The organism is Mesorhizobium sp. M6A.T.Ce.TU.016.01.1.1 (assembly GCF_003997065.1).
In the GTDB taxonomy this organism is placed as follows: domain Bacteria; phylum Pseudomonadota; class Alphaproteobacteria; order Rhizobiales; family Rhizobiaceae; genus Mesorhizobium; species Mesorhizobium mediterraneum.
On the sequence record NZ_RZTJ01000005.1, the window covers coordinates 118,738 to 145,236 of the forward strand.

At 63.4% G+C, this 26,499-nt stretch carries 21 protein-coding genes and 1 tRNA gene; 14 read left to right on the forward strand and 8 right to left on the reverse strand.

Annotation, left to right across the window (positions count from 1 at the left end):
- Positions 1 to 187: 187 nt before the first annotated feature.
- From EOC94_RS11865 to EOC94_RS11880, 4 genes are all read left to right on the forward strand, one after another.
- Complete coding sequence (locus tag EOC94_RS11865; RefSeq protein WP_095485702.1) at positions 188 to 1,960, forward strand: glucan ABC transporter ATP-binding protein/ permease; 1,773 nt, start codon at positions 188 to 190, stop codon at positions 1,958 to 1,960.
- A 98-nt stretch (positions 1,961 to 2,058) separates the two neighbouring features.
- Positions 2,059 to 2,820: a heme ABC transporter permease gene (locus tag EOC94_RS11870; protein ID WP_095485703.1), complete on the forward strand. Its 762-nt coding sequence runs from the start codon at positions 2,059 to 2,061 to the stop codon at positions 2,818 to 2,820.
- A 216-nt stretch (positions 2,821 to 3,036) separates the two neighbouring features.
- Positions 3,037 to 3,717: an outer membrane beta-barrel protein gene (locus EOC94_RS11875; protein WP_127290593.1), complete on the forward strand. Its 681-nt coding sequence runs from the start codon at positions 3,037 to 3,039 to the stop codon at positions 3,715 to 3,717.
- A gap of 56 nt (positions 3,718 to 3,773) precedes the next feature.
- Positions 3,774 to 5,405 carry a sulfotransferase gene (locus EOC94_RS11880; protein ID WP_127290595.1) on the forward strand — a complete coding sequence of 544 codons (1,632 nt, stop codon included), beginning with the start codon at positions 3,774 to 3,776 and terminating at the stop codon, positions 5,403 to 5,405.
- 34 nt (positions 5,406 to 5,439) lie between these two features.
- On the opposite strand, the gene EOC94_RS11885 is transcribed toward EOC94_RS11880, so the two are convergent.
- The gene (locus EOC94_RS11885) at positions 5,440 to 6,498 is read right to left on the reverse strand and encodes a D-TA family PLP-dependent enzyme (RefSeq protein ID WP_127290597.1); all 1,059 of its coding nucleotides are present in this window, start codon (positions 6,496 to 6,498) and stop codon (positions 5,440 to 5,442) included.
- Positions 6,499 to 6,637: 139 nt separating this feature from the next.
- Between EOC94_RS11885 and EOC94_RS11890 the strand changes: the two genes are divergently transcribed.
- Positions 6,638 to 7,324 (forward strand): D-lyxose/D-mannose family sugar isomerase, encoded by a 687-nt coding sequence (locus EOC94_RS11890; RefSeq protein WP_127206727.1) that lies wholly within the window; start codon positions 6,638 to 6,640, stop codon positions 7,322 to 7,324.
- A gap of 41 nt (positions 7,325 to 7,365) precedes the next feature.
- Here EOC94_RS11890 and EOC94_RS11895 read toward each other — a convergent pair whose 3' ends face one another.
- Genes EOC94_RS11895 through EOC94_RS11915 form a run of 5 tightly spaced genes read right to left on the reverse strand, consistent with a single transcriptional unit; the run spans position 7,366 to position 12,353 of the window.
- The gene (locus tag EOC94_RS11895) at positions 7,366 to 8,676 is read right to left on the reverse strand and encodes an aspartate aminotransferase family protein (RefSeq protein ID WP_127290599.1); all 1,311 of its coding nucleotides are present in this window, start codon (positions 8,674 to 8,676) and stop codon (positions 7,366 to 7,368) included.
- Positions 8,673 to 9,440: an N-formylglutamate amidohydrolase gene (locus EOC94_RS11900; protein ID WP_127290601.1), complete on the reverse strand. Its 768-nt coding sequence runs from the start codon at positions 9,438 to 9,440 to the stop codon at positions 8,673 to 8,675. Before EOC94_RS11900 ends, EOC94_RS11895 begins: the two co-directional genes overlap by 4 nt.
- The gene (locus tag EOC94_RS11905; protein WP_127290603.1) at positions 9,440 to 10,759 is read right to left on the reverse strand and encodes a glutamine synthetase; all 1,320 of its coding nucleotides are present in this window, start codon (positions 10,757 to 10,759) and stop codon (positions 9,440 to 9,442) included. The genes EOC94_RS11900 and EOC94_RS11905 overlap by 1 nt, the downstream gene beginning before the upstream one ends.
- A complete protein-coding gene (locus EOC94_RS11910) occupies positions 10,756 to 11,403 on the reverse strand; it encodes an isochorismatase family cysteine hydrolase (protein ID WP_127290605.1) in 648 nt (215 codons plus the stop codon). The genes EOC94_RS11905 and EOC94_RS11910 overlap by 4 nt, the downstream gene beginning before the upstream one ends.
- A complete protein-coding gene (locus EOC94_RS11915) occupies positions 11,400 to 12,353 on the reverse strand; it encodes a MurR/RpiR family transcriptional regulator (protein ID WP_126106946.1) in 954 nt (317 codons plus the stop codon). The genes EOC94_RS11910 and EOC94_RS11915 overlap by 4 nt, the downstream gene beginning before the upstream one ends.
- Before the next feature lie 156 nt (positions 12,354 to 12,509).
- On the opposite strand from EOC94_RS11915, the gene EOC94_RS11920 reads away from it, so the two are divergent.
- The 8 genes from EOC94_RS11920 (at position 12,510) to metH (ending at position 24,367) form a co-directional block, all read left to right on the forward strand.
- A complete protein-coding gene (locus EOC94_RS11920; RefSeq protein ID WP_127290607.1) occupies positions 12,510 to 13,676 on the forward strand; it encodes an FAD-binding oxidoreductase in 1,167 nt (388 codons plus the stop codon).
- 14 nt (positions 13,677 to 13,690) lie between these two features.
- Positions 13,691 to 15,553 (forward strand): branched-chain amino acid ABC transporter ATP-binding protein/permease, encoded by a 1,863-nt coding sequence (locus tag EOC94_RS11925; protein ID WP_245465545.1) that lies wholly within the window; start codon positions 13,691 to 13,693, stop codon positions 15,551 to 15,553.
- A gap of 32 nt (positions 15,554 to 15,585) precedes the next feature.
- Complete coding sequence (locus EOC94_RS11930; protein WP_127290611.1) at positions 15,586 to 16,758, forward strand: ABC transporter substrate-binding protein; 1,173 nt, start codon at positions 15,586 to 15,588, stop codon at positions 16,756 to 16,758.
- A gap of 4 nt (positions 16,759 to 16,762) precedes the next feature.
- On the forward strand, positions 16,763 to 17,467 hold the full coding sequence (locus tag EOC94_RS11935; RefSeq protein ID WP_127290613.1) for an ABC transporter ATP-binding protein: 705 nt from the start codon (positions 16,763 to 16,765) through the stop codon (positions 17,465 to 17,467).
- Between the two features lie 3 nt (positions 17,468 to 17,470).
- Positions 17,471 to 18,352, forward strand: a complete 882-nt coding sequence (locus EOC94_RS11940) for a branched-chain amino acid ABC transporter permease (protein ID WP_095485717.1) — start codon at positions 17,471 to 17,473, stop codon at positions 18,350 to 18,352.
- A 364-nt stretch (positions 18,353 to 18,716) separates the two neighbouring features.
- Complete coding sequence (locus tag EOC94_RS11950) at positions 18,717 to 19,346, forward strand: FMN-binding negative transcriptional regulator (RefSeq protein WP_127290617.1); 630 nt, start codon at positions 18,717 to 18,719, stop codon at positions 19,344 to 19,346.
- A gap of 29 nt (positions 19,347 to 19,375) precedes the next feature.
- The gene (locus tag EOC94_RS11955; protein ID WP_127290619.1) at positions 19,376 to 20,431 is read left to right on the forward strand and encodes an ornithine cyclodeaminase; all 1,056 of its coding nucleotides are present in this window, start codon (positions 19,376 to 19,378) and stop codon (positions 20,429 to 20,431) included.
- A gap of 126 nt (positions 20,432 to 20,557) precedes the next feature.
- Positions 20,558 to 24,367, forward strand: coding sequence for a methionine synthase (gene metH, locus EOC94_RS11960; RefSeq protein WP_127290621.1), 3,810 nt, complete (start codon positions 20,558 to 20,560; stop codon positions 24,365 to 24,367).
- A 607-nt stretch (positions 24,368 to 24,974) separates the two neighbouring features.
- Here metH and EOC94_RS11970 read toward each other — a convergent pair.
- A complete protein-coding gene (locus tag EOC94_RS11970) occupies positions 24,975 to 25,169 on the reverse strand; it encodes a hypothetical protein (RefSeq protein WP_245329883.1) in 195 nt (64 codons plus the stop codon).
- Positions 25,170 to 25,773: 604 nt separating this feature from the next.
- On the opposite strand from EOC94_RS11970, the gene EOC94_RS11975 reads away from it, so the two are divergent.
- The gene (locus tag EOC94_RS11975; RefSeq protein ID WP_127206706.1) at positions 25,774 to 26,043 is read left to right on the forward strand and encodes a hypothetical protein; all 270 of its coding nucleotides are present in this window, start codon (positions 25,774 to 25,776) and stop codon (positions 26,041 to 26,043) included.
- A 186-nt stretch (positions 26,044 to 26,229) separates the two neighbouring features.
- Here the strand turns inward: EOC94_RS11975 and EOC94_RS11980 are convergent.
- Positions 26,230 to 26,303: transfer RNA gene (locus EOC94_RS11980), tRNA-Gln, on the reverse strand.
- Between the last annotated feature and the right edge of the window lie 196 nt (positions 26,304 to 26,499).

Genomic DNA, 26,499 nt, shown 5'->3' on the forward strand with positions numbered 1-26,499 from the left:
CCGTAAGGCTGACATTTTACCTTTTTTCTCAAACTGTTAGGTGATCACGACAGATTTCGCAGCGTCGCCATCTTTTGTTCGCGAATTGGGAACTGAAGGGGTACACGAGCATTGTTTCGCGACACGTCAACGGGTACGAGTCAGAAAATGATGCAGTGCACAATAACAATTTGCCGGAGTAGCTGAAGTGTCCCTTCTGCAAATCTACTGGAGAGCGCTCGGTTATCTCGCTGCCGACAGGAAACGCGTGGCGTTTATCTGCGGGGCGAACATCGCGCTTGCCATTATCGCCATCCTTGAGCCGATCATGTTCGGACGGGTGATCGATGCTATTTCGGACGGCGGCTCGGTCTTTTCGACGCTCGGCGTGTGGGCCGGTATCGGCGTCTTCAACGTCGTCGCCTTCGTTCTGGTGGCGCGCGGCGCGGACCGCTTTGCCCATGCACGGCGCAGCGAGGTCCTTTGCCAGTCATTCGAGCGCGTGATCACCATGCCGCTTGCTTGGCATCATCAGCGCGGCACCTCCAATTCCCTGCATACGCTTCTGCGCGCGGTCGAGACCTTGTTCAGCCTCTGGCTCGAGTTCATGAGGCAGCATTTGTCCACTGTTGTCGCGCTGGTTCTGCTGGTGCCGACGGCGATCAGCATGGATATTCGCATGTCGATGGTCCTGCTGGCGCTGGGTGCGCTCTACGTCGGAATCGGGCGGCTGGTGATGCGTCGTACCAAGGAAGGCCAAGCGTCCGTGGAGCGGCACTTTCACAAGGTGTTCGCGCATGTGAGCGACTCGGTCAGCAATGTCGCCGTGCTGCAGAGCTACAATCGCATCGGCCACGAAACCGACGCCTTGAAGCGTTATGTCAAGAATCTGCTTGATGCCCAATATCCGGTGCTTGACTGGTGGGCATTGGCCAACGCCCTGCATCGCCTGTCGTCGACCATTTCGATGATGGTCGTGCTGTTGATCGGCTCCTATCTGGTCATGCATGGCCAATTGCGTATCGGTGACGTCATCGCCTTTACCGGCTTTGCCACGCTGCTGATTGCCCGGCTCGACCAGATGTCGGCCTTCGCCAATCAGATTTCGGAAGCCAGGGCCAAGCTCGAGGAATTTTATCGCCTTGAGGACTCCGCGGCCGACGCCGCCGAGCCGGACGGGTTGCGTGACCTCGGCAACGTCACTGGTCATGTGCGTTTTGAAAACGTCAGCTTCGAATTCGCCAATTCGGGCCAGGGCGTGAACGACGTATCGTTCGAAGTTCACGCCGGCCAGACCGTGGCCATCGTCGGTCCGACGGGCGCAGGCAAGACCACGCTCATAAATCTTTTGCAGCGCGTCTTTGCGCCGTCCAGCGGCCGCATCCTGATCGATGGCATCGACACCCGCACGGTGACCCGCAAGTCGCTGCGCCACTCGATCGCCACGGTGTTCCAGGATGCGGGCCTGCTCAACCGCTCGATCGAGGACAATATCCGCGTCGGGCGCGCCGAGGCGACCTATGATGAGGTCCACGCTGCCGCCAATGCCGCTGCCGCGCAGGATTTCATCCTGTCGAAGAGCAATGGCTATGACACGGTCGTCGGCGAACGCGGCGGACAGCTTTCGGGCGGCGAGCGCCAGCGTATCGCGATCGCACGCGCCGTGCTGAAGGATTCGCCCATCCTGGTGCTCGACGAAGCGACCAGCGCGCTCGATGTCGAGACGGAAGACCGCGTCAAGGAAGCGATTGACGAATTGCGGCGCGGCCGCACCACCTTCATCATTGCCCACCGCCTGACCACCGTTCGCGATGCCGATCTGGTCGTGTTCATGGACAAGGGCAAGGTGGTCGAACTGGGTGGCTTCGCCGAACTGTCGATGCGCAATGGCCGCTTCGCCAGCCTGCTGCGCGCCGGCGGCTTGCTCAACGACGAGGAAGTCCGCCGCCTCAGCCGGACCATCACGGACGAGGCCGCCTGAGTTCTTTCCCTTCTCCCACCTGTGGGAGAAGGGAAAGCCCCGCCTGCGACACCACCGCTCGATTGCCCCAAACGCGTCGCCGGTTTATGTAAAGCCGCATGAGTGACCTGACTTCACGCCTCAGCGGCTGGATGGATTTCGCCAACCCGACGCGCTTTGTCGGTTTGGCCGACAGGGTAGTGCCATGGCTGGCGACCATCGCCACACTCCTCCTGACCGCCGGACTCTATATGAGCTTCACGGCGCCGGAGGATTTCCAGCAAGGCATCACCGTGCGCATCATGTATATCCATGTGCCCTTCGCCTGGCTGGCCATGATGTGTTTCACGCTGATGGCGGTTTCCGCGTTGGGCACGCTGGTATGGCGCCATCCGCTGGCCGATGTCGCGCTGAAGTCGGCGGCACCCATCGGCGCCGTCTTTACAGCGCTCGCGCTGATCACCGGTTCGATCTGGGGCAAGCCGATGTGGGGCACCTGGTGGGTGTGGGATGCGCGGCTGACCTCGGTCTTCGTGCTGTTTCTGATGTATCTCGGCATCATCGCGCTGACGCGGGCACTCGACGATGCGGCGCGCGCCGCCTGGGCCGCCGCAATCATCACCCTGGTCGGCTTCATCAACATCCCGATCATCAAATTCTCGGTCGACTGGTGGAACACGCTGCATCAGCCGGCTTCGGTGTTCCGGCTCGGCGGGCCGACCATCGATCCCAGCCTGTTGCGGCCGTTGCTGGTGATGGCTCTGGGTTTTACCGTGCTGTTCTTCGCGCTGCATCTGATGGCGATGCGCACGGAAATCCGACGTCGCCGTGTCATTTCCATGCGCCGCGTTGCGGCCCGGCAGGCCGATAAACACCATTAGAGGCGCCTGACTTGGCCGTCATTTCACTCTAATTCGCCGACAACCACGTGTCTGCCGTCAACATTGTCTGTGACTGGCCGAAGTAGGCATGTTGCAATGCTGCAACAGCGATCTCTATAACTTCGATCCCACCCCGTTTTCACCGTTGACAGCTAAGCCATGCACCGGAAGTGATGCATTATATTTGCCTGTTAATTGTCGTGGGGGATTTTGTCGATGAAAGTGCGTCTGCTTGCCGGTGTCTCCGCAATGGCCTTGACGCTTGGCTGGAACTCAGCCAATGCCGCCGACGCGGCGGTCGAAGTTCCGGCGGCCCAGGATCTCTGGTATGTCACACTGTTTGGTGGCGCCAGCTTTCCGAATGACGTGAAAACGCATTCCGACACCTACAACAATGACTTTTCGATGGACTTCGACACCGGCTTCGTGATCGGCGGCGTCGTCGGTAAGCGGCTCAACGATGTGTTCCGCGTCGAAGGCGAACTGTCCTATGCGCGATACAAGGCGAGTACGTATGACGAGGGTATCTTTCACGGGTATCCGGCTGACGGCGATTTGTCCGCCACCTATCTGCTCGCTAACGTCTGGGCCGACGTTGCTCATTTTGGAGATGCCAAGCTCTATGTCGGCGGCGGCATCGGCGCCGCCTATGTGACCGCCGACACAACCTGGGGTGGTCACGAATATGGATACGGATCTGGTGGGTGGGGTTTTGCCGGCCAGGTGGGAGCCGGCGTCACTTACGCGCTGGCGCAGAATATCGACCTCGATTTCGGCTACAGGTTCAAGGCCGTCTCCGCCGTCGACTTCGATTCCTCCCGCGAAGGCGATGCTGTATTCTCGGACGGGAAGTTGAATTCCCACAATCTGCAGCTCGGCGTTACATTCAAATTCTGATTGCTTCGAATTCTTGCTGCAGGCTGACTGCCGTTGCAGGCGATTGGGGGTGAAGCATGCCGCTCTTGCCACGCCGGCAGCCTGTCGGTCTACCGGCCATGGTCCAGGACTTTCTCCCGGCCGCCGGCGAGTCGGCGCCGGAGACGTTGCAGCGCGGTATCGACCTGCAGCGCCGCAAGCGCTTTCGCGAAGCCGAGTACTGCTACCAGACCGTGCTTCGCCGGCAGCCCAAAAATGCCATGGCGCTCAATCTGATGGGCACGCTGGCGATCGAGGCCCAGCAAATTGAAACGGCCATCGACTTTATGAAGCGTGCGGTCAAGCTCGAACCGGGCAACGCCATTTTCCACAACAATCTCGGCAACGCCTACAACCTGGTCGGCAACATCGAGCAGGCGCGCAAACAGCTGAAAAAAGCGATCGAGCTCGACGGGCGGCTTGTCGAGGCCTTATGCAATCTCGGCAAATCCTACCGGAGCCAGCTCGAGGGCGACATCGCCGAGGGTTTCTATCGCCGTGCACTGGCGGTCGACGGCCAGTCGCTGACAGCGCTTGTCGGCATGGGCGAGTTGCTCACCGACATGGGCCGGCAAGCCGAGGCGGTCGAATGCTTTGGCCGCGCCATCGCCATCGACAAGGCGAATGTCGAGGCGCTGTCCGGGCTGGCGCTCGCGCGTCGGGCCGTCAAGGGCGATCCAGCTCTGGCTTTGGTGCGGGCCCGCCTCGAACTGCCGATGACCACCGATCGCGAGCGGGTTATCCTGCATCACGCCGCCGGAAAAATCCTCAACGACCAGCACGAGTATCGCCTGGCCATCCACCATTTCGCCCGGGCCAAGGCAATCTCCGGCAATGATTTCGACATTGCCCTGCACACGCGGCTCTATGACAGTTTCATCGAGACGTTCGACGCCGGTTTTTTCGAAGCCCGGCCAAAATTCGGCAATCCGTCCGAACGGCCGGTCTTCATTGTCGGTATGCCACGTTCAGGAACGACGTTGACCGAGCAAATATGCGCCAGCCATCACGATATCCATGGTGCCGGTGAACTGCCGACCATCCGTTCATTGGCCGGCGAACTTGGATTCGACCAGCTTGATCCGGCGATTTTCGCCAAGGCCATGGCGGCGCTCACACCGGCGAAGGCGAGGGAGCTTGGCTCGAAATATCTCGACCATCTCAACAAGCGCAACGGCAAGGCGGCGTGTGTCGTCGACAAGATGCCGCATAATTTCGAGCTGCTGGCTTTCATCAGCCTGATTTTGCCGAATGCCCGCATCGTCCACTGCAGGCGTGACCCGATGGACAATTGCACGTCCTGTTTCATGCACAATTTCTCCGATACCCACGGCTACAATGCCGATCTGACCAAGCTTGGGCAGTATTACCGGCAATATGATCGCCTGATGCGCCATTGGGCCAAGGTCGTGCCGCTTGCCATCCACGACATGCCCTACGAAAAAACGGTGGCTGATTTCGAGACCCAAGCCCGCGGATTGATCGGATTTCTTGGCGTCGAATGGGACGATGCGTGTCTTCGTTTCCACGAAACCGAGCGCACGGTGCGCACGCCAAGCCGCTGGCAGGTGCGCCAGCCCATCTATTCGTCCTCGGTCGAGCGCTGGAAACTGTACGGCGATGCCCTCGATCCACTGAGGGCTGCACTGGGTCCGCTTGTCCAACCCTGAACCAAACGGGCGTTCGGTCCGAACGACGTCGAACTCACCCCATGCGGCCACGCGCTGCCACCGGCAGCGTTTCAAGCACCTTGTCGCCGTCGACCAGATGCACCTCGTCGAACAGGTTGGTGACGACGCAACAATGGTCGGGCACGACGCGCACACGCTCGCCGATACGCAGCCTGGCGTCGCCGGAAAGCGTGATTTTGCCGTGCTCCTCGCTGAGGCCGGTGACGGTGGCGCCCGGAACGCCCAGCAATTCGCCGAAATCGGGCAGCCCCAGCGTGTCACTCGACAAGGCCTTGCTGCCGGCATCGAGGATGGCCCGTGTCGGCGTCGGATGGCTGACCACCGTCGACAGCACCGTCAGCGCGCAATCGTCGAGGCTTCCAACGCCTTTGGCGACCTGGTAGCGGTCGAGATAGATGTAGGTGCCGGGACGGTACTCGGTGACGACGGAAGCCTCGCTTGAGCGCCACATATCCGGCGTGCCGCCGCTGGAGATGCGTTCGCAGGCAAGACCGGATGCGGCGAGCGCCTGGCGCGCATCGGCGAGCCACGCCTCGGCCTCGGCAGCGCGGCCTGCCGCCGGATAGGTCATCAGCCCGCCGAAGGCGAGCCCCTTGGCCTTGTCGATCTCTCTGGCCAATGCGACCGCCTCGCTGGCCGACTGGACGCCGCAGCGGCCCATGCCGGTGTCGCATTCCACCAGTACCTGTAGCGGCTGGCCGGGATCGGTGAAGGTGGCGGCGAGACCCGCAAGCGTTTCCATGCTGTCTGACGTCACCGACAGCGTCACACGGCCGTGCAGCGCCTTGAGGCGCTCCAGCTTGGCCTTGCCCAGAATGTTGTAAGGGAGAAAAATGTCGGTGAGACCGGCATCGGCCATCACCTCGGCCTCACCGATTTTCTGGCAGGTGATGCCGACCGCACCCGCTGCGATCTGCTTCTTTGCCCAGTAAGGCAATTTGTGGGTCTTGATGTGCGGCCTGAGCTTCAGCCCGTGGCGGTCGGCATGGGCCTGCGCCCGTGCGATATTGGCTTCGGCACGGTCTACGTCGATCAGGATCGCCGGCGTATCGAGGTCGTCTATGCTCAGCATGGAATGCCACCCTAGGAATTTACCTGGACTTATGGCCTTGATCGAACCGGATGTCATGAGGCCAGCATGCTCTTTACGTCGACACCGGAGCGGTGTTCGGTTATGCGCTGTAGGCGCCGCCTGAAGAAGGATCACGACCATGAAACGTTCCACCGTCAACGACATCATCCGCGATGCCGATGCCTTCATCCGCTCGTTCGGCTACATCATGCCGCCCTTCGCCTATTGGTCGCCGGAAGAGATGAAGGCGCGCCGGCAGGATTCGTCGGCCATCTTCTCCTCTCGGCTCGGCTGGGACATCACCGATTACGGCCAGGGCAAGTTTGGCGAACTCGGCCTCTTCCTGTTCACCGTTCGCAACGGTCGCTACGAGGACATGAAGAAGGGCATGGGCATGCTCTATGCCGAGAAGATCATGATCTCGCGCAAGGATCAGCTGTCACCAATGCATCGCCACAACATCAAGGCCGAAGACATCATCAACCGTGGCGGCGGCAGACTGGTGCTGGAACTGTTCATGCATGATCGCGATGGCGGCATCGATCCGAAGGCCGAGGTATCGGTGCCTGTCGACGGAACCATCCACAGGCTGCCGGCGGGCGGACTGCTGAAGCTCGACCCAGGCCAGAGCGTCACGCTGCTGCCGGGCGTCTGGCACGCCTTCTGGGCCGAGGGCAAGGATGTGCTGATCGGCGAGGTGTCGACCGTCAACGACGATCTTACCGACAATGTCTTCCGCGAACCGATCGGCCGCTTCGCAGACATCGACGAGGATGTCGCGCCGCTGCACCTCTTGGTGTCCGACTACGAGAAGTGGGTAGGGTAGCTTTTCCCAATGGCGGGCGCCGCCCTTCATCTGGCCCCCGCCTACCACATCATGAAGGAAGCGACGTCCGCGTCGGAGACCTTGCCTGCCATCACGTCGGCGATCGCCTGGTCGACGATGGCCACGCCCTCAGCCACCTCGTGCTCGGTCAGCGTCAGCGGCGGCATGAATTCGAGCACATTGGCCTTCAGCCCGACATAGGTGAAGGCCGCACCCAGTTCGTAGCCGCGATAGATGATCTTGGCCGTCGTCGTCGCCGCGACCGGCTCGCGTGTCTTGCGGTCCTTGACCAGATCGACACCGACGGCAAGGCCACGCCCGCGCACGTTGCCGATGATCTCGTGTTTTGCGCCGAGCGCCCGCAGCGCATCTGTAAACAGCGTGCCGACGCGCGCCGAGCGCTCGACCAGGCCTTCGCTGTCGATCGTTTTCAGCACGGCGTTGCCGGCGGACGTCGCCACGGGATTGCCGGCGGTCGTCTGCAGCGCGAAGGCCGGCGCGTGATCCATGATCTCCTTCGGGCCGATAACAGCCGAAAGCGGCAGGCCGCCGCCGATACCCTTGCCGAACACGACCAGATCGGGCGTCAGTCCTTCGTGCTGGAAACAGTGCATCATGCCGCTGCGGGCCAGCCCGACCTTGACCTCGTCGACGACTATTCTGATGCCGTGCCTGCGGCAACGCTCTTGCAACGCTTTGAGGAAGCCGGGCGGCGGCACGATCAGCCCGCCATCCGACATCAGTGGCTCGATGAATACGGCAGCCACCTGATGCGGCGGGCAGGTGGTCTCGAACTGGTAGTCGAGGAGAGCAAGAACAGCCTCGGCGCTGAACTGCGGCCGGTACGGATCGGGGTAGGGGAGCAAAAGCACCCCTGGCCTCGGCAGCGTGTGGGTCATGGCGGTATGGCCGCTGATGCCCATCGAGCCGGAGAGATTGCCGTGATAGGAGCCGATGAAGGAGATGAAGCGCGAGCGGCCTGTCGCGGCCTGCAGAACGCGCACGGCGCAGTCATTGGCGTCCGACCCGGAATGGCCGAACCAGACGCGCCGTTCGCCGTTGCCCGGTGTGATCGCCAGCAGCCGCTCGGCCAGCGAAACTGCTGGTTCGTTCGGGTAGAGCAGGAGACTGGCGCCCGCCATGTCGCGGATCGACGCTTCGACCGCGGCGACGATGGCCGGATGGCCGTAACCGAGGATTGCCGGACCGGCCGAGCCGGACAGGTCGAGCAGCGAGCGGCCGCCTTCCTCGATCAGCCGATTGCCCTGGCCGCCGACGACGCTCAGCGGCGAGAAACGCAGCTTGCCGATTTGGGCGATGGTTGCCGCGTCGCGCTCGCGCAGATTGCTCATGACGCCTTCTCCTTCTGCTGCGCGGGCAAGGCGGCGGCCAGACGGTTCGCCCACGCCTCGATGCCGGAGCGGCTCGACAACAGATCCTGCCGGATCTCTATGAGAACGGCGGGAATACCGCGATCGTCGCCATGGATGGGCACCGCGTAGTCGGCGTCGCGGCTGATCACGTAAGGCACGTTCGCCCCGACATTGAGCGCGCCGTCGACACCTAGGCCGGCGAGGATCGCTTCGCCTAAATCGCCGGCGCGATCGTAAAGCACGCCGGCATGCCAAGGCCGGGAAATCCCGAGGAAGACCGGCGTGAAGCTGTGGATCGTCGCGATCCGCGTCGGCCTGCCGTCCTTCGCCCGGCGGTCGAGATGGGCGGCCACCTGGTCATGGAAAGGCGCGAACATGATTTCGGCGCGCCGTGCCCGCTCGGACGGATCGAGCCCGATATTGCCGGGAATGTCGGTGTCTTCGGAGAGCACAGGAATGCTGCCGCTCGTGCCCAGCGGCCGGTTGAGATCGATTAGCAGCCGCGAATAGCCGCTGAGGAAGGCAGGCGCATCGAGCAGCACCGACAGACGGCGCGTCACTTCGGCGGCGCCGATATCCCAGGCGATGTGACGTTGCAAATGGCTGATATCGAGCCCGAGCTGTCCATATTCCGCCGGAATGTGGTTGGATGCATGCTCGCACAACAGCACGATGTCGGAGCGGCCATTTTCGTTGAGCACGTCGACGGCAGCCGGCCACCCAGTTGCAAGCTGCGCAGCCATCAATAAAGCGTCCGGTAGAGGTCGCAGACAGCCACCGGATCGAGACCGGCAAGGCGCTCGGTCTCATGCCGCTTGAGGCCGACGAAGGTCTCGATGAAGACAGGCGCGAACCATCCGGTTACGGTGCTGTCGGCGGCGAGCGCGTCGAGCGCCGCCGGCAGGGTTTCCGGCAGGCGTATGAGGCCAAGCTTCTTGCGCTCCGCCTCGTTCATCAGCGTCGGGTCGCCGGTGACCAGCGGCGGCGTCGGCAGCTTTGCTTTCAGCCCTTCCAGTCCCGCGCGCACGATGGCCGCCAGTGACAGATAGGGATTGCCGGTGGCGTCGGCGGCCCGGTATTCGATGTTGTATTGCCGCGCCGGGTCGCGCCCGCCGATCGTCACCGTCGGGCAGATGCGCAAGGACGCCTCACGGTCGCGATCGGCAAGCCAGGTGTAGGACGAGCTCCAGCTATGCGGCTTCAGCCGGTAGTAGGATGACACGCTCGCCGCCGTCATCGCGGTGATACCAGGCAGATGGCGAAGCACCCCGGCACAGAAGGCGCCGGCCTGGCTGGAAAGGCCGCCCGGTCGTGCTGGGTCGTAGGTCACCGGCTTGCCGGCCGCATCGACGAAGCTGAAATGGATGTGGACGCCGTTGCCGACGGCGTCGGGAGCGGCTTTCGGCGTGAAGCTGGCGCGCCAGCCGGCATTGCGCGCGACTTCGCGGGTGATTTCGCGGATGGCGACGGCGCGATCGGCCGCGGCAAGCGCATCGGCAGGCTCGTGCGTCACCTCGAACTGCTCGTTGCCGAACTCGGCGATCACCACTTCTGGCGCGACCCCCGCCTCCTCCAGCGCCGCCATCAGATTTGGCGCGAAGGGGTCGGTCCGCCGCAGCGCCTGGAACGACAGCGAATGCCCCGGCACGAAGTCGCCCTCGATATGGAATTCATGCTCGAAGGCGGCGATGACGGAAAGCCCGGTTGCCGCCTTCAGCTCCGCCAGCGCATCTATGAGCATGGTGCGTGTGCAGCCGACCCACGGGCTGCCGTCGAGTTCGACGATGTTGCCGGCGACCATATCGAAGGCTGTCGCCGATCCGGTCAGCACTGTCCGAAAACGGGCGTTGAGGTCAGGCACCAGCCGCACATCGCCGGAGGAGCCCCAGGGATTGGGATCGACGATGGAATTGAACGGCGTCAGCGACAGATTGGCCTGCAGCCAGCCGACGCCGGTGGCGGCGATCTTCTGCAGCTTGCTTTCGACGACCGAGCGGCCGCGCGTGATGGCGGAGAGATCGGTGGTGACGACGGCAACGAGCGGTTCGACGGTCGATGTCATGCAGGTTTTCCCAAGGCTTCGAAGCGGGCGGCTATGGTGGCGGTATCAGTGACCCAGCAATAGCCGCCAAACGCCTTGAGGGCACCATCATGGCGCTCCTGCGTGGCGGCCGCGCAGGCATCAGACACGCAGGTGACGAGGTAGCCGCGATCGGCGGCGTCGCGCACCGCCATGTCGACGCACTGGTCGGTCATGATGCCGGCAACGATCAGGTAACGCACGCCGAGGTTCTTCAAGACATAATCGATGTTGGTCGAGTTGAAGACGCCAGACGACGTCTTCGGCAGCATGATCTCGTCGCCGACCGGCGCCAGCGACGACACTGGCAGGCCTTCCGGCCGGCTGGGCGCGATATGGATCGGCGTCAGCTTGTGGTCGAGCGAGCAGTCGCGGCCGTCTTCCGTCAAGCTCTGGATGATGGTGTGGATCACCTCGACGCCATTGGCGCGGGCGGCCGCCAGCAGGCGTTCCTGGTTGGGGATCGTCTGCGACGTCGTCTGCCGGTAGAAATAGTGGTCAGGGCCGCGCTCCGGATGCGCCGGATCGGCGCCGGGCTCCAGCCAAACACGTTGCATGTCGACCAGAAGCAGCGCGGTTTCGCCGGCCCGGAAGGGCTCGTTTCGTTTTGGCAATGCCTGCGTCATGCTTTCTGGTCCTGCTTCACTGATTTGGATTGGACTGATTTAGGTTGGGCTGATTTGGGCCCGGGCATCCTGCGTGTCCCGGTTTCTTCGGGGCCGGCACTGTCGAGGGTCACGGCATTCGCATGCCGCACCTCCTCCAACTTTTCGATGCGTTCGCGGGCGCCATCGCTTAGCGTGGACACGATATGGGCGACCAGCGCCTCCATCTGCGCAATCGCCGGCGCCAGCGTGTCGTATGGGGAGGCGACTTCCAGCGGGCTGACGATGGTGACCTCGGCGAGATCGGCGATCGGCGAGAGCCATTGATCGGTGAACAGCACGATGCGCACGTCGCGCGCCGCCGCCTGCCGGGTGTAGTCGATGACGTCGAACTGGTAGCGGCGATAATCGAAAACGACCAGCACGTCGCGGCGGCCAAGATCGGCCAGCGTGTCGAAGGCCTGTGCCGACAACGTGCCGAGGTCGCGCACACCCGGCCTGAATTGCAGCATGTAGCCGGCGAACATGCTGGCGATATGGCGGCTGAAACGGCCGCCGAGCATGACCGCCTCGCCCTTGGCTTCCATCAGCAAACGGGCGGCGCGCTCGTAACTCTGCAACGGCGTCAGGCTGACCGATTTCTCGAGCGCAGCACCGACCGAGCCGAGATAGGCGAGGATGGCGCTATCTTCCGCGCCTGTCGGCCGCTTGGCTTCCATCATAAGCAGGGGTGAATGCAGCCTGGCCTCGACTTCGGCCAGAAGCTTCGCCTGGAAGTCCGGAAAGCCATCATAGCCGAGCTTCACCACCAGCCTGACCACGGTCGGGTCGCTGACGCCGGCACGCCGGGCCAGTGACGAAGCGGTGCCGAGGCCGGAGGTCGGATAGTCGGTCAGAAGCAGCCGGACGATCTTTTCCTCCGACGGCGTCAGCGCAAAATCCCCGCGCATCAGAACATCGCGTATCGACATTGGCCTCCCCAAAATCGGTGTTGGGCTTACCTGCCTCGTTGTGTCGAGTTTATTACAGAGATTTTAATTTCGGTCAACAATGAAGAGATGTTGACATAACCGGACGACTGGTCTTAGCTTTGTTGGAAAGCAGCCAAGAGACTGTGGGGAACAGCCATGCGGACTGGAAGCGACGTCATCGTCGTCGGCGCGGGTATAGTTGGATCGAGCGCGACCTATCATCTGGCCGCGGCCGGCGTGACGGTGACGCTTGTCGAGCAGACGCATCCCGCCGGCGGGCCGTCCGGCAAGTCCTCGGCCCTGCTGCACGCCTTCTATTTGATGCCGGAACTGTCGCAGCTTGCCATTCGTGGCCGCGAGATCCTTGTGTCCTTGCCGGAGATATCAGGCGAGGGCGCCTTCGTCACCGAAATCGGCATGATGTGGGTCTGCGGCAAAGACAATGAAGCGAGCTGGAAGGCTGCCGCCGAACGGATTCGCGGCGAGGGCGCATTGATCGAGACGCTGTCGCCGCAAGCCTTTGCCGATGCTGCGCCCGGCTTTGCGCTGGACAATGTCGCGCTGGCGCTGTGGGAGCCCGAATACGGCTATGCCGACGCCTTCGGCGCAACCAATGCAATTGCCCGCGCCGCCAAGGCACGCGGTGCAAGGATCATGCAGAACAGCATCGTCGAACGGCTGGTGAAAGAGGGCGACCGCATCAGCGGCGTCGCGCGCGCCGATGGAACGGTGCTGAAGGCCGATGCCGTGGTGCTCGCCGCCGGGCCATGGACGCGCCGCCTGCTGGCGACGGTCGGCCTCGATTTGCCTCTGCATGTCGAGCGCCACCCGATGGCCGTGCTAGACGCCGCCGGCAAGGCGCGCCAGGTCATGCCTTTCGCTTGGTGCGACGACATCTCCTGCAACTATGCGCGGCCCGACAATGATGGCGTCATCCTTGCCGGCACCTGGGCCGGCGGTGGCACCGGCGTGCGCCACGAACAGGCCGGCCGACCGCGTTTCGTCGAAAACCCCGACAGCTACATGGACGGCGTCGAGGAATCAGAATCGGTGGAGATCCTCGAAACCTTCGCGACGCGCGTGCCGGCGATGGCCGATCTCGGCATTCGTCCCGGCTATGCCGGGCTTTACGACATGAGCCCCGATGACCTGCCGGTGATCGGCGCCATGCCAGGCGTCGACGGGCTGTTCGTTTCGGCCGGCTCCTCCGGTCATGGTTTCAAGACCGGTCCGGCGGTCGGCGAAGCGGTAGCCAGGCTGGTGACCGAAGGCGCCCAGCCGATCCTGGCGCCGTTTTCGCCCAGCCGCTTCAAGGCTGCGTGATGGCGCAGGTGGCGATGAGCGAAAGCCCGAGCCGGTCCTTCATGCCGGCCGCGTTCCGCAACGCCTCAGCCGATGCGCTTTGCATGGTGGCGGTGCTGCTGCTGGCGGGGCTCATTGTCTTCTTCTTCGGCGGCGCCGCCATGCAGCGCGTCGTCACCTATGCCGCGATCATGCTGACGGCGGTGCTCGGCTTGCAGATATTCTCCGGCAACAGCGGCATCGTCTCCTTCGGCCACGCCGCCTTTGTCGGTCTCGGCGCCTATGCCACCGGCATCCTGACCATGCCGGCGGCGCTGCAGCGCACCGCGTTGCGCGACCTACCGCAGTTTCTCGCTGGCTATGAACTCTCCTTCTTCGCCGCGCTCGCCGTCGTGCTGATCCTTGCGATCGTCATCGGCCTGCTGACCGGCACGCCTCTGCTCAGGCTGTCCGGATCGAGCGCTTCCATCGCCACGCTCGCCATGCTGATCATCGTCTACACGCTACTGGTTGCCGGACGCGAGATCACCCGCGGCAGCCAGCCCTTTTACGGCGTGCCGCGCGAGGTCGGTCTGTGGACCGCTATCGGCGTCGCTTCGGTGGCGCTGGTCGTGGCGAGGCTGTTCCGCGAGACTGCCTTCGGCCTTGCCACCCGCGCCGCCGCCAATGACGAGCGCGGTGCCGCCGCCGTCGGCGTCGACCAGCGCACCTCGCGGCTGGCCGCTTGGGTTGTGGGCGCGGTCGCCGCCATGGCCGCGGGCGCCATGATGGCGCAGTTCCTTGGCGCCTTTTCGCCGCGCGACTTCTATTTCGACCTCGGCTTCACCTTGCTGGCCATGCTGATCGTCGGTGGCATGAGCTCCTCGCTCGGCGCCTTTGCCGGCGTCGTCGTCACCATCGTCGTGATCGAGGTGGTGCGTCGCTTCGAAGGCGGCGGCGAGGTGTTCGGCCTGCATCTGCCGGTGCTGTTCGGCCTGACCCAGGGCGTGCTTGCCATCGCCATGATCCTGGTCATCTGGCGGCGGCCGACCGGCCTGTTCGGCGAGCGCGAGCTGAACCTTTTGCGCCGGCCCGGACGCCAGGCCGCGACGGTCCCGGCCGCGCCGCTGATGCACGCCGAGCAGGATCGGCTGGCGGCCGATCGTCTGTCGCGGCGCTATGCCGGCGTCGTCGCCGTCGACGACGTCACGCTCGCCTTCGACACCGACAGCATCACCGGCATCATCGGCCCGAACGGCGCCGGCAAGACGACGCTGCTCAACATGCTCGCCGGCGACGTCGAGCCGAGCGCCGGCAGCGTGTCGATCGGCGGTTCGGTGAGGCAGGCTTCGGCCTTCCGCTTCGCCCGCTCCGGCGTTGCCCGCACCTTCCAGAACATCCGCGTCTTCCCGCAGATGACCGTGCTGGAAAATGTCGTGGTCGCCGCCCGCTCGGTCGAGCCCGACCTTGCCAGTGCCGAGGCGGCCGCGATGCGCGAGCTTTCCCGCATGGGCCTGGAGAAATTTGCCGATCAGCCCGCCGCCAGGCTCGCCTACGGCCAACGCCGCCGGCTGGAGGTGGCGCGGGCGCTGGCGCTGAAACCGCGCTTCCTGCTGCTCGACGAGCCCGCCGCCGGCATGAACGCGGTCGAGACCGCCGAGCTGGTTTCCATCCTCTCGGCCGTCCGCGCCGAGCGGCGCATCGGTGTCGTCCTGATCGAGCACGACATGCGGCTGGTGATGAACCTGTGCGAACGCATCGTCGTCATCGACCATGGCCGCGTCATCGCTGACGGCACGCCGGCCGAAGTGCAGAAGAACCCGGCCGTCATCGCCGCCTATCTCGGCAGCCGCACCGCCCGCGCCAAGACGGGACAAGAAACGCCCGCCAACGAAACACCTGCAAGTGAAACCGCATAGCCAACGATAACAAATCCAAAAGGAGAACCGACATGCCAAAGCTTTATCGCCTTCACCGCGCCGCCCTCTATGCAGCGGTGTTCGGCACGACCGTCGCCATCGTTTCCACGGCTTCCGCCGAGGAGATCATCATTGGCGCCGCGACCGCGCAGACCGGCGGCCTTGCTCCCTACGACCAGCCGGCACTTGCCGGTCTGCGCATGGCGCTCGACGAACTCAACGCCAAGGGCGGTCTCGCAGGCAAATACACCGTCAAGCTAATCATCAAGGACACCCGCTCCGACACGGCGCAGACCGCCACCGTCGCGCAGGAACTGATCGACGCCGGCGCCAAGATCATGATCACGCCGTGTGACGCCGACCCCTCGATCTCGGCCGGCCAGCTCACCCAGCCGCTCGGCATTCCGACATTGACGCTGTGCGGCTCCGCCCCGGTGCTCACCGCCGCGGTCGGCGACGTCATGTTCGGCACCTATCCGGCCGACAATGTGCAGGCGACCGCGGTCGCCGACTTCGCCGTCGCCGAAGGCAAGAAGAAGGTCTTTCTCTTGACGTCGCCGGATTCCACCTACACCGCCAACCTGCCCGAATATTTCGGCAAGGTGTTTGAAAAGAAGGGCGGCGCTGTCGTCGGCCGCGGTACTTTCACCATGGGCCAGCCGGATTTTTCCGCCGAGATCACCAACATCAAGAGCCTCGCCGACCAGCCGGACCTGATCATGACGGCCGCCTACGAGCCTGATTTCCCGGCTTTCATCCAGCAATTGCGTGGCGCCGGCGTCACCATTCCGGTCTATGGCGCCGACGCCATCGGCACGCCGACCATCAAGGGGTTGGGCAAACTGGTCGACGGCGTCGTCTACACGGCGGCCGGCTATGCCGAGCCGGGCAGCAAGCTGGAGGCCTTCAACGCCGCCTTCACAAAATATGCCGGCCACGCGCCGGAATCGACCTATGAGGTGAATGGCTACGAGATCGGGCTGATCCTCGACCAGGCGGTCAAGACGGCCGGCTCAGATGATCCCAAGGCGATCCGCGATGCCATCGCCGGCCTCAAGGACTTTGACGGCATCACCGGCAAGATCACCTATGCCGGCACCGACCGCATGCCGCTGAGGCCTGTGGCGCTGATGCGCTATGAGAGCGGCGAGGGCAAGCACATCCAGACCATGATCCCCGACGCCGCCGACGTGCCGGCGCCGTGACATCATGCTGAGCGTCGAAGCCCTGAAAATACGCTACGGCGAGGTCGAGGCGGTGCGCCGCGTCGATCTCGCCGTCGACAGCGGCGAGATCATCGCGCTGGTCGGCGCCAACGGCGCCGGCAAGAGCTCGACGCTTGGCGCCATCGCCGGGCTGGTGCCTGTCGTATCGGGGAAAGTGGTCTTCGACGGCGTCGACATCACCGGCCGGGCGCCGGAGGCGATCGCCCGCAAGGGCGTCGCCCTGGTTCCGGAAGGCCGGCGCATCTTCGCCGGCCTGACCGTGGCCGACAATCTGCGGCTTGGCGGCGCGATGCACCTGCAGGCGGCGGAGGCGAGGGCGCGCGAAGAGGAGATGCTGGAACTGTTTCCGATCCTGCGGCGCTACCATCGCGTCAAGGGCGGCAATCTGTCGGGCGGCGAGCAGCAGATGCTTGCCATCGCCCGCGCATTGATGGGCAAACCGCGCATGGTGCTGCTCGACGAGCCGTCGCTCGGGCTTGCGCCGCAACTGATCGACACCGTCTTCGACCTGATCGCCGAACTGCGCCGCAACGGCCTGACCATCCTCCTGGTCGAGCAGAATGTGGCGCTGGCGCTGGAGATCGCCGACCGCGCCATCGTGCTCGCCAATGGCGAGGTGGTGCTCGCCGGCACCGCCAAGGAACTCGCCAGTTCGGACCTCGTCCGCCAAGCCTATCTCGGAGCCTGAACCATGATCGCGCAGCAGATCATCAATGCGGTGAGCCTCGGCGGCGTCTATGCGCTGCTGGCACTGGGGCTGGCGATCGTCTTTTCCATCGTCGGCCTGATCAACTTCGCCCATGGCGAGCTGATGACACTGTCGGGCTATGCCTTGCTTGCCGCGCTGGTTTTCGGTCTGCCGTTTCCGGCGGCGGTGCTCGTCGCCGTGTCCTGCGGCGCGCTCGCGGCAGTTGCCATGGAACGCGTCGCCTTCCGGCCGATGCGCGGCGCCAGCGTCACCAGCCTGCTTCTGACCAGCTTCGCCGTTTCGAGCCTGCTGAAGGTCGTCTTCCAGAACGGCATCTCGGCCCGGCCGCAGGCCGTCGCCATGCCCAGCTGGATGACCGGCGCCTTCTCGTTCGGCGATTTCACCATCGGCGTCGGCCCGAGCATCTCCATCGTCGTCTCGGCATTGGCCTTGATTGCGCTGGAACTCTTCTTGCGCCGCACCGTGACCGGCACGGCGATGCGCGCCGCGGCCGAGGATTTCAATGTCGTCCGGCTGATGGGCATCCCGGCCAGCCGCATCATCGCCACCGCCTTCCTGCTCTCCGGCCTGCTGGCCGGGCTGGCGGCGATGCTGTGGGTGGCGCAGCGCGCTTCCGTCGATCCGCTGATGGGGTTCACCCCGGTGCTGAAGGCCTTCATCGCCGCGGTCGTCGGTGGGCTGGGCAGCCTGCCGGGCGCGGTCGCCGGCGGCTTCCTGCTCGGCATCATCGAAGTGCTGCTGCAGGCGACGCTGCCGGCAGCGGTCGCACCTTATCGCGACGCCATCGTGCTCTCCGGCGTCATCGCCGTGCTGCTGGTGCGGCCGCAAGGCCTGATCCCTGCGGTTCGCGTGCAGAGAAGCTAGTTCCTTAGTGCAAAAGTTCTGAAAGGTCGGATAGTGCTTACGTTGGCAGATCGCAAGCCTTGGAGATTGGCTGAAAACACCCATCGCTTCGTCATCCTGGGGCGGAGCAAGGAGCGAAGCGACGCGGCGCAGACCCCAGGATCCATGCCGCGACTTCAGAGCGCTGCTACGGTGCAGAATTCTGCTCCGCGGCGCCCTTCGGCCAAGATTACGGCATGGATCCCAGGGTCTCCGCGACGGAACTCCGCTCCTGCTTCGCCCAGGGATGACGAAGTTGGAGAAGCCTCGGCCAATCCCGAACGTTGGAGATGGCCAGCACGGCAGCGACTGTCAAGATCACTCATGTCGAGGAACTAGCCCTATAATGTACACCAAGCCCGAATTCGCGCCGCTCTCGCAGGACGACGTCTTCGGCCTGATCGAGGCGGCCGCCTTCGCCACGGTGGTGACGTCAGGGCCGGAGGGACTCGTCGCCTCGCATCTGCCTATCGTGCTCGACCGAAAGCGGGGAGCGAACGGCACGCTGGTGTCGCATCTGGCCCGGCAGAACCCGCACAGCGCGTTGATTGCGGAGGGCCGGGAGACGATCGCAATCTTCCACGGGCCGCATGGCTATATCTCGCCGTCCTGGTATCCGCGCAATCCGGTGCGCGACAGCGCGCCGACCTGGAATTTCGCCGTCGTCCATTGCCACGGCCGGCCGTTTCAGCTCGACGAGCACGCCACCGCCCGGCACCTCTTGCGGCTCGTCGACGTGCTGGAAAAGGACCGCGACGGCCGCTGGCGCATGCGCGAGCTCGGGCCGGGCGGCATGGAGCGGCGCATACCGCACATCCTTGGCTTCGACCTGCCGATCGAACGGCTCGAGGCCAAGTTCAAGATGGGGCAGGACGAGCGGCTCTACGACACCAATGCCGCGATCGGCACGCTGGAGCGGAGCGATCCGGCACTGGCGACGATGATGAAGGCGCACAACGCGCATCGCAAGGACTGACCGTCGCAGCAATGCGGGCAAGGACAAAAATGATCCCCAATCTCAACATCGTCCCTTTCGTCAGCGTCGACCACATGATGAAGCTGGTGCTGGCGATCGGCGTCGAACGCTTCCTCACCGAGCTTGCCGTCTACATCGAGGATGACTTCCGCCGCTGGGAGGCCTTCGACAAGTCGCCGCGCGTCGCCTCTCATAGCGCCGAGGGCGTCATCGAGCTGATGCCGACCAGCGACGGCGAGGTCTACGGCTTCAAATATGTCAACGGCCATCCCAAGAACATGCGCGAGGGCCGCCAGACCGTGACCGCCTTCGGGATGCTGGCCGACGTCCACAATGGCTACCCCGTGCTGCTGTCGGAAATGACCATCCTGACCGCGCTGCGCACCGCGGCGATGTCGGCGCTCGCGGCCAAGCATCTGGCGCCACCCGGCGCTGACTGCATGGCGCTGATTGGCAATGGCGCCCAGGCGGAATTCCAGGCCCTGGCCTTCAAGGCCTTGCTGGGTGTGCGCAAGCTGCGCTTCTTCGACATCGACCGCTCGGCGACGGAAAAGTGCATCCGCAATCTCGCTGGTTTTGGCTTCGAAATGGTCGCCTGCCGCTCTACCGGAGAGGCCGTCGAGGGGGCTGAGATCATCACTACCGTCACCGCCGACAAGCAGTACGCCACCATCCTCACCGACAACATGGTCGGCTCGGGCGTGCACATCAATGCGGTTGGCGGCGATTGTCCGGGGAAGACTGAACTGCATCGCGATATCCTGCTGCGCTCCGACATCTTCGTCGAATCCCCGCCGCAGACCCGCATCGAGGGCGAGATCCAGCAGCTTGCTCCGGACCATCCCGTGACCGAGCTGTGGCAGGTCATCACCGGCGTCGTACAAGGCCGGCGCGACCCGGCCCAGATCACGCTGTTCGATTCGGTCGGCTTCGCCATCGAGGATTTCTCGGCGCTGCGCTATGTCAGGGACCAGCTGCGATTAACCGGCCTCTACCAGGAACTCGACATGCTGGCCGACCCGGACGAGCCACGCGACCTGTTCGGCATGCTGCTAAGAGCGGCAGTGGTGGCGAAGGCGGGTTAGGCGGCGGTGTAGCGCCGGCAGGCAGTACCCCTAGCGACAGGGGTGACAGCAGCAGCCGAATAGCGTATATTGACATAAAGATGTCTTTATGTGACTTAGGCGCGACTGTCGCGCCGAGGATGAAATATGTCGCAAAACCCATCATCGTTGGACGACCTGTTCGGCCCCGTCGCGGCCAAGCCCGACGGATCGGAAGTCCTTGCAGCACTGACGGCGGCGGCGCGCGAACGCATCCTCATCCTCGACGGCGCCATGGGCACGCAGATCCAGGGCCTCGGCTTCGACGAGAACCACTTCCGTGGCGACAAATTCGCGGAGTGCGCATGCCACCAGCAAGGCAACAACGATCTGCTGATCCTGACGCAGCCCAAGGCGATCGAGGAGATTCACTATCAATACGCCATATCAGGCGCGGATATCCTTGAAACCAACACCTTCTCCTCGACCGCCATCGCCCAGGCGGATTACGGCATGGAGGACGCGGTCTACGCGCTGAACCGCGATGGTGCGCGGCTGGTGCGCAGGGCAGCGGTGAGGGCACAGCAGGAGGACGGCAAGCGTCGCTTCGTCGCCGGTGCGCTGGGACCGACCAACCGCACCGCCTCGATGTCGCCGGATGTCAACAATCCCGGCTACCGCGCCGTGACGTTCGATGAATTGCGCCTCGCCTATGGCGAGCAGCTGCGCGGTCTCATCGACGGCGGCGCCGACATCATCCTGATCGAGACCATTTTTGATACGCTGAACGCCAAGGCGGCGATCTTCGCCTGCAACGAGATCTTCATCGAGAAGGACGTGCATCTGCCGGTGATGATATCAGGCACGATCACCGACCTGTCCGGCCGCACGCTGTCCGGCCAGACGCCGACGGCTTTCTGGCACTCGGTCCGTCACGCCAACCCGTTCACGATAGGCCTTAATTGCGCGCTGGGCGCCAAAGCCATGCGCGCGCATCTGGACGAAATATCAGGCGTCGCCGACACCTTTGTCTGTGCCTATCCCAATGCCGGCCTGCCCAATGAATTCGGCCGTTATGACGAGAGCCCGGAATTCATGGCCGCGCAGATCGAGGATTTCGCGCGCGACGGATTGGTCAACATCGTCGGCGGCTGTTGCGGCTCGACGCCGGACCACATCCGCGCCATCGCACAGGCGGTGAAGAAATATCCGCCGCGCGCTGTTCCTGACATCGAACCGAAGATGCGCCTGTCGGGGCTCGAGCCGTTCACGCTGACCGACGAAATTCCGTTCGTGAATGTCGGCGAGCGCACCAATGTCACGGGCTCGGCCAAGTTCAGGAAGCTGATCACGGCCGGCGACTATGCCGCCGCGCTCGACGTCGCGCGCGACCAGGTCGCCAACGGCGCGCAGATCATCGACATCAACATGGACGAAGGGCTGATCGATTCGAAGAGGGCGATGGTCGAATATCTCAACCTGATCGCCGCCGAGCCGGATATCGCCCGCGTTCCCGTGATGATCGACAGCTCCAAATGGGAGATCATCGAAGCCGGCCTGAAATGCGTGCAGGGCAAGCCGCTGGTCAACTCCATCTCGATGAAGGAGGGCGAGGAAGCCTTTCTGCACCATGCGAAGCTCGTCCGCGCGTATGGCGCGGCGGTGGTCGTCATGGCCTTCGACGAGGACGGCCAGGCCGACACCCAAGCGCGCAAGGTCGAAATCTGCACCCGCGCCTACAAGCTCTTGACCGAGCAGGCCGGATTCCCGCCCGAGGACATCGTTTTCGATCCGAACATATTTGCCATCGCCACCGGCATCGACGAGCACAACAATTACGGCGTCGACTTCATCGAAGCCGCACGGCAGATCATTGCGACGCTTCCCCATGTCCATATATCGGGCGGCGTGTCGAACCTCTCCTTCTCGTTCCGCGGCAACGAGCCGGTGCGCGAGGCCATGCATGCCGTGTTCCTCTACCACGCCATCCAGGCCGGCATGGACATGGGCATCGTCAACGCCGGGCAGCTTGCCGTCTACGACACCATCGATCCGGAACTGCGCGAAGCCTGCGAGGATGTCGTCAACAACCGTCAGCCGAAGGGCGGCGGCACAGCGACCGAACGCATGCTGGAACTCGCCGAGCGCTTCAAAGGCACGGCGGGCAAGGAGGCGCAGGAACGCGATCTCGCCTGGCGCGACTGGCCGGTCGAGCAGCGCATTTCGCACGCGCTGGTCAACGGCATCACCGAATTCATCGACGCGGACACGGACGAAGCGCGACTTGCCGCCGAGCGCCCGCTGCATGTCATCGAAGGTCCGCTGATGGCAGGAATGAATGTCGTCGGCGATCTGTTCGGCGCGGGAAAAATGTTCCTGCCGCAAGTGGTGAAGTCCGCCCGCGTCATGAAGCAGGCGGTGGCGGGCCTGCTGCCGCACATGGAGGCGGAGAAGTTGGCGAACGCCGCCAACGGCGTAGACACCGGCGAGCGCCAGACCGCCGGAAAGATCCTGATGGCGACGGTGAAGGGCGATGTCCACGACATCGGCAAGAACATCGTCGGCGTGGTTCTCGCCTGCAACAATTACGAGATCATCGACCTCGGCGTCATGGTGCCAGCGGCGAAGATCCTGCAGACGGCGCGCGAGCAACAGGTCGACATCATCGGCCTGTCCGGCCTGATCACACCTTCGCTCGACGAGATGGCGCACATGGCCGCCGAGATGGAGCGCGAAGGTTTCGACATTCCGCTTCTTATCGGCGGCGCGACGACCAGCCGTGTGCACACGGCGGTAAAAATCCATCCGCGCTATGCCAGGGGCCAGACGGTCTACGTCACCGATGCCAGCCGCGCGGTCGGCGTGGTGTCGGCGCTGCTGTCGAACGAGACCAAGGGCGGCTATGTCGACAACGTCCGTGCCGAGTACAAGAAGGTTGCCGATGCGCACGCGCGCAGCGAAGCCGACAAGCAGCGCCTGCCGCTGGCCAAGGCGCGGGCCAATGCCCACAGGATCGACTGGTCGGCCTATGAGCCGCCGAAGCCGTCCTTCCTCGGCCTGAAAATCTTCGAAGGCTGGGACCTGGCCGAGCTCGCGCGCTATATCGACTGGACGCCGTTCTTCCAGACCTGGGAGCTGAAGGGCCGTTATCCCAAAATCCTCGACGACGAGGCGCAAGGGCCGGCGGCACGCCAGCTTTTCGAGGACGCGCAGGCGATGCTGGCGAAGATCATCGCCGAAAAATGGTTCGCGCCGAGGGGCGCCATCGGCTTGTGGCCGGCCAACGCCGTCGGCGACGATATCAGGCTGTTCACGGACGATAAGCGATCGCAGGAGCTGGCGACCTTCTTCACGCTGCGCCAGCAGCTGACCAAGCGCGACGGCAAGGCGAACGTCGCGCTGTCGGATTTCGTCGCACCTTTGGACAGCGGCAAGGCCGATTATCTCGGCGGCTTCATCGTCACCGCCGGCATCGAGGAGGCAGCGATCGCCGAGCGCTTCGAGCGGGCGAACGACGACTACTCGTCGATCATGGTCAAGGCGCTGGCCGACCGTTTCGCCGAAGCCTTCGCCGAGCGCCTGCACGAGCGCGTGCGCAAGGAGTTCTGGGCCTATGCGCCAGACGAGGCTCTGGCGCCGGACGCGCTGATCGGCGAACCCTATCGCGGCATCCGCCCGGCGCCGGGCTATCCGGCGCAGCCCGATCACACGGAGAAAGCGACGCTTTTCCGCCTGCTCGACGGCGAGCGCAATGCCGGCGTCAGCCTGACCGAAAGTTTTGCGATGTGGCCGGGCTCCTCCGTGTCCGGCATCTACCTGTCGCATCCCGAGAGCTATTATTTCGGGGTGGCCAAGGTCGAACGCGACCAGGTCGAGGACTACGCGCGCCGCAAGGCCATGCCGCTCGCCGAGGTCGAACGCTGGCTCGGCCCGATCCTCAACTATGTGCCGGCGCAGGGGCTGGATGCGGCCGCGTGAGCATAGTCGCAGACGGCCCTTGGGCTGGTTCGACGTCGAGACGCCAACCGGCATGTCGTTTGGATTCATGGCCAGGGCCGAGGATTGGACAGAAACCTCAGGGCTGCCGCTTAGAACGCTGACCGGCATCGATCTGTTGGAGGTAGCGCTTACCGGCTTCCCAGCCTAACAAGCGACCAGCGCAGCCTTGCGGCCTTTCGCCGTAGCAATGCTGCAACGAAGGTGCGCATGAAGATGGAGCTAGATCAGCGTGTGCGTGGTGTCCATTGATCGCATCGTCTTAGCTCCAGATGAACGCGAGGACGAAACCGGCAATAGCAATTGCCGAGATGACATTGGGCCATACGGCATCGTGGGCCGGTTTGGCTGGCTTGTACCTGTGCCCCGTGCGGGGCAGCAGGTCCGGATCGTAGCGCACGTGGCGCTTAAGATAGTATTTGATTGGCCGTTTCATCGCGGGCCTTGACCACCAGCGAGCTTAAGAGGAGGCGCTGTGCTGGCTGACCAAAAACTTGCGCTCAAGGCAACGGAATAGCATCATTCGAACGAACACTGTTCGTCATGACGAGTAGTGAAGTGAATGCGGTCGGCGCCGCTTTCAAAAAATCTAACCGCGCGTTCTGGCTTTCGGTTCTGGCGCGCTTTCCGACGGATTTTCAGTCAACTTTTCAGATCGCCGATCCCTTGCCAACAGGGACTTCTTTTTTCTCGCCGGCAGCTCATCACCCTCAGCGGTCGCGCGGCCATGCTTCGCGGCAATCGCATAGTCGGCTCTGTTCGTTCGATAGTCTTTTTTTTGCACAGCTATCTCCCGATTCAGAAGATTAACGCGGCATAGCGCCAGGCAGTTCCGAAGGTCGCTAATGTACAGCGACAGCACGCTTCGCTCTGGGGCGGCCCAGCGGCTTGGTTAGGGGGTGAGGCCGCTGGGCCTGACCAGCGAGTCTTCGGGGCGCGCGCTCGACTGGCTGTTTAATATTTTAGCTAAATCAATGTAATCGAAACATGCGAACGAAGTACGCGGCGGCAATGGTCGACGTTCGGTGAGGAGACCCGCGCTAGCCCTTCAGCCTCACGCCCGGCCCGCCTCGAAATTACAAGCACAATCAGCAAGTAGGCGGTTTCGCATATCACGACTAGACTTTTAAGGCGAAAATACCTTATGATTTCAATATATTACAAGATATTGCTCTTGCGTCAGCTTCGATTCTCCGCCATGCTTTCTGGCGAGGGAAGGGTCACATGGGTCGACGCGGCGGCGGACCAGACCTTGGCCGGGGTGGCATAGCTATGTCCAAGGTCGAGACCTAAAAGCTTGCCGGCGATTTCCAGGTCGTCTCACACCACCGGCTGCCGGTGCCACTTCCGGCTTGGCTTTGTGAGAGCCGCAACCTGGAGACTTGCAAATGAACTTCCACGTAAACGCTGCCGGCATCGACGCCGACTGGCAATTCGAACTAGGGGCATGGATCACACACCGCGACCAGCCCATGCCGTCGCTAGTGCTGTCTCGAGCGAAAGCCGGAAAGCTAGGAGATGTTTACGGCGTGCGCTCATTCGCAACCGTGGATCCGAATAGAGACAGGATGATATTGGGTAGCCTCAAGCCGATCGATGACGCGGCTTGGGCGGTTTGCTTGTTAACACCGGAATGGGCCGCCGAACTTGCGGCCTAGCTGGTGGGCGAAGCACCGGCAAACGACAAAACCCCGCTCCGACGGGAGTTTTTCATGTCGCCATGTTGCTATTCGCAGCCTCCGCTCATTACCAAGCCTTACAAATCAATGGCTTATGTTGCTGCCAATTCCAGCGCTAGCAACATGGTTTTTGGCGATTTAGGCAGCTAAGTGCTTGATTTTGTTTGGCTGGGGAACCTGGATTCGAACCAGGACTAACGGAGTCAGAGTCCGTGGGTCTACCGTTAACCTATTCCCCAGCAGGCGCGGTTGAAGAAAACCGCGCGGGCAGGGCGGCGATGTCGCCGCGCGTGCCTTGTAGCCGCCGCCGGAAAATAGTCAAGCCTGTGCCATGCTTCATTTGGGGCAATCGCGTCAGGTTTTTGATGCGTCCCTTACCCTTACACATTCCTCGACGAGACAGTGAAGCCACTGCATCGCTGCGTTCTTCGGCCA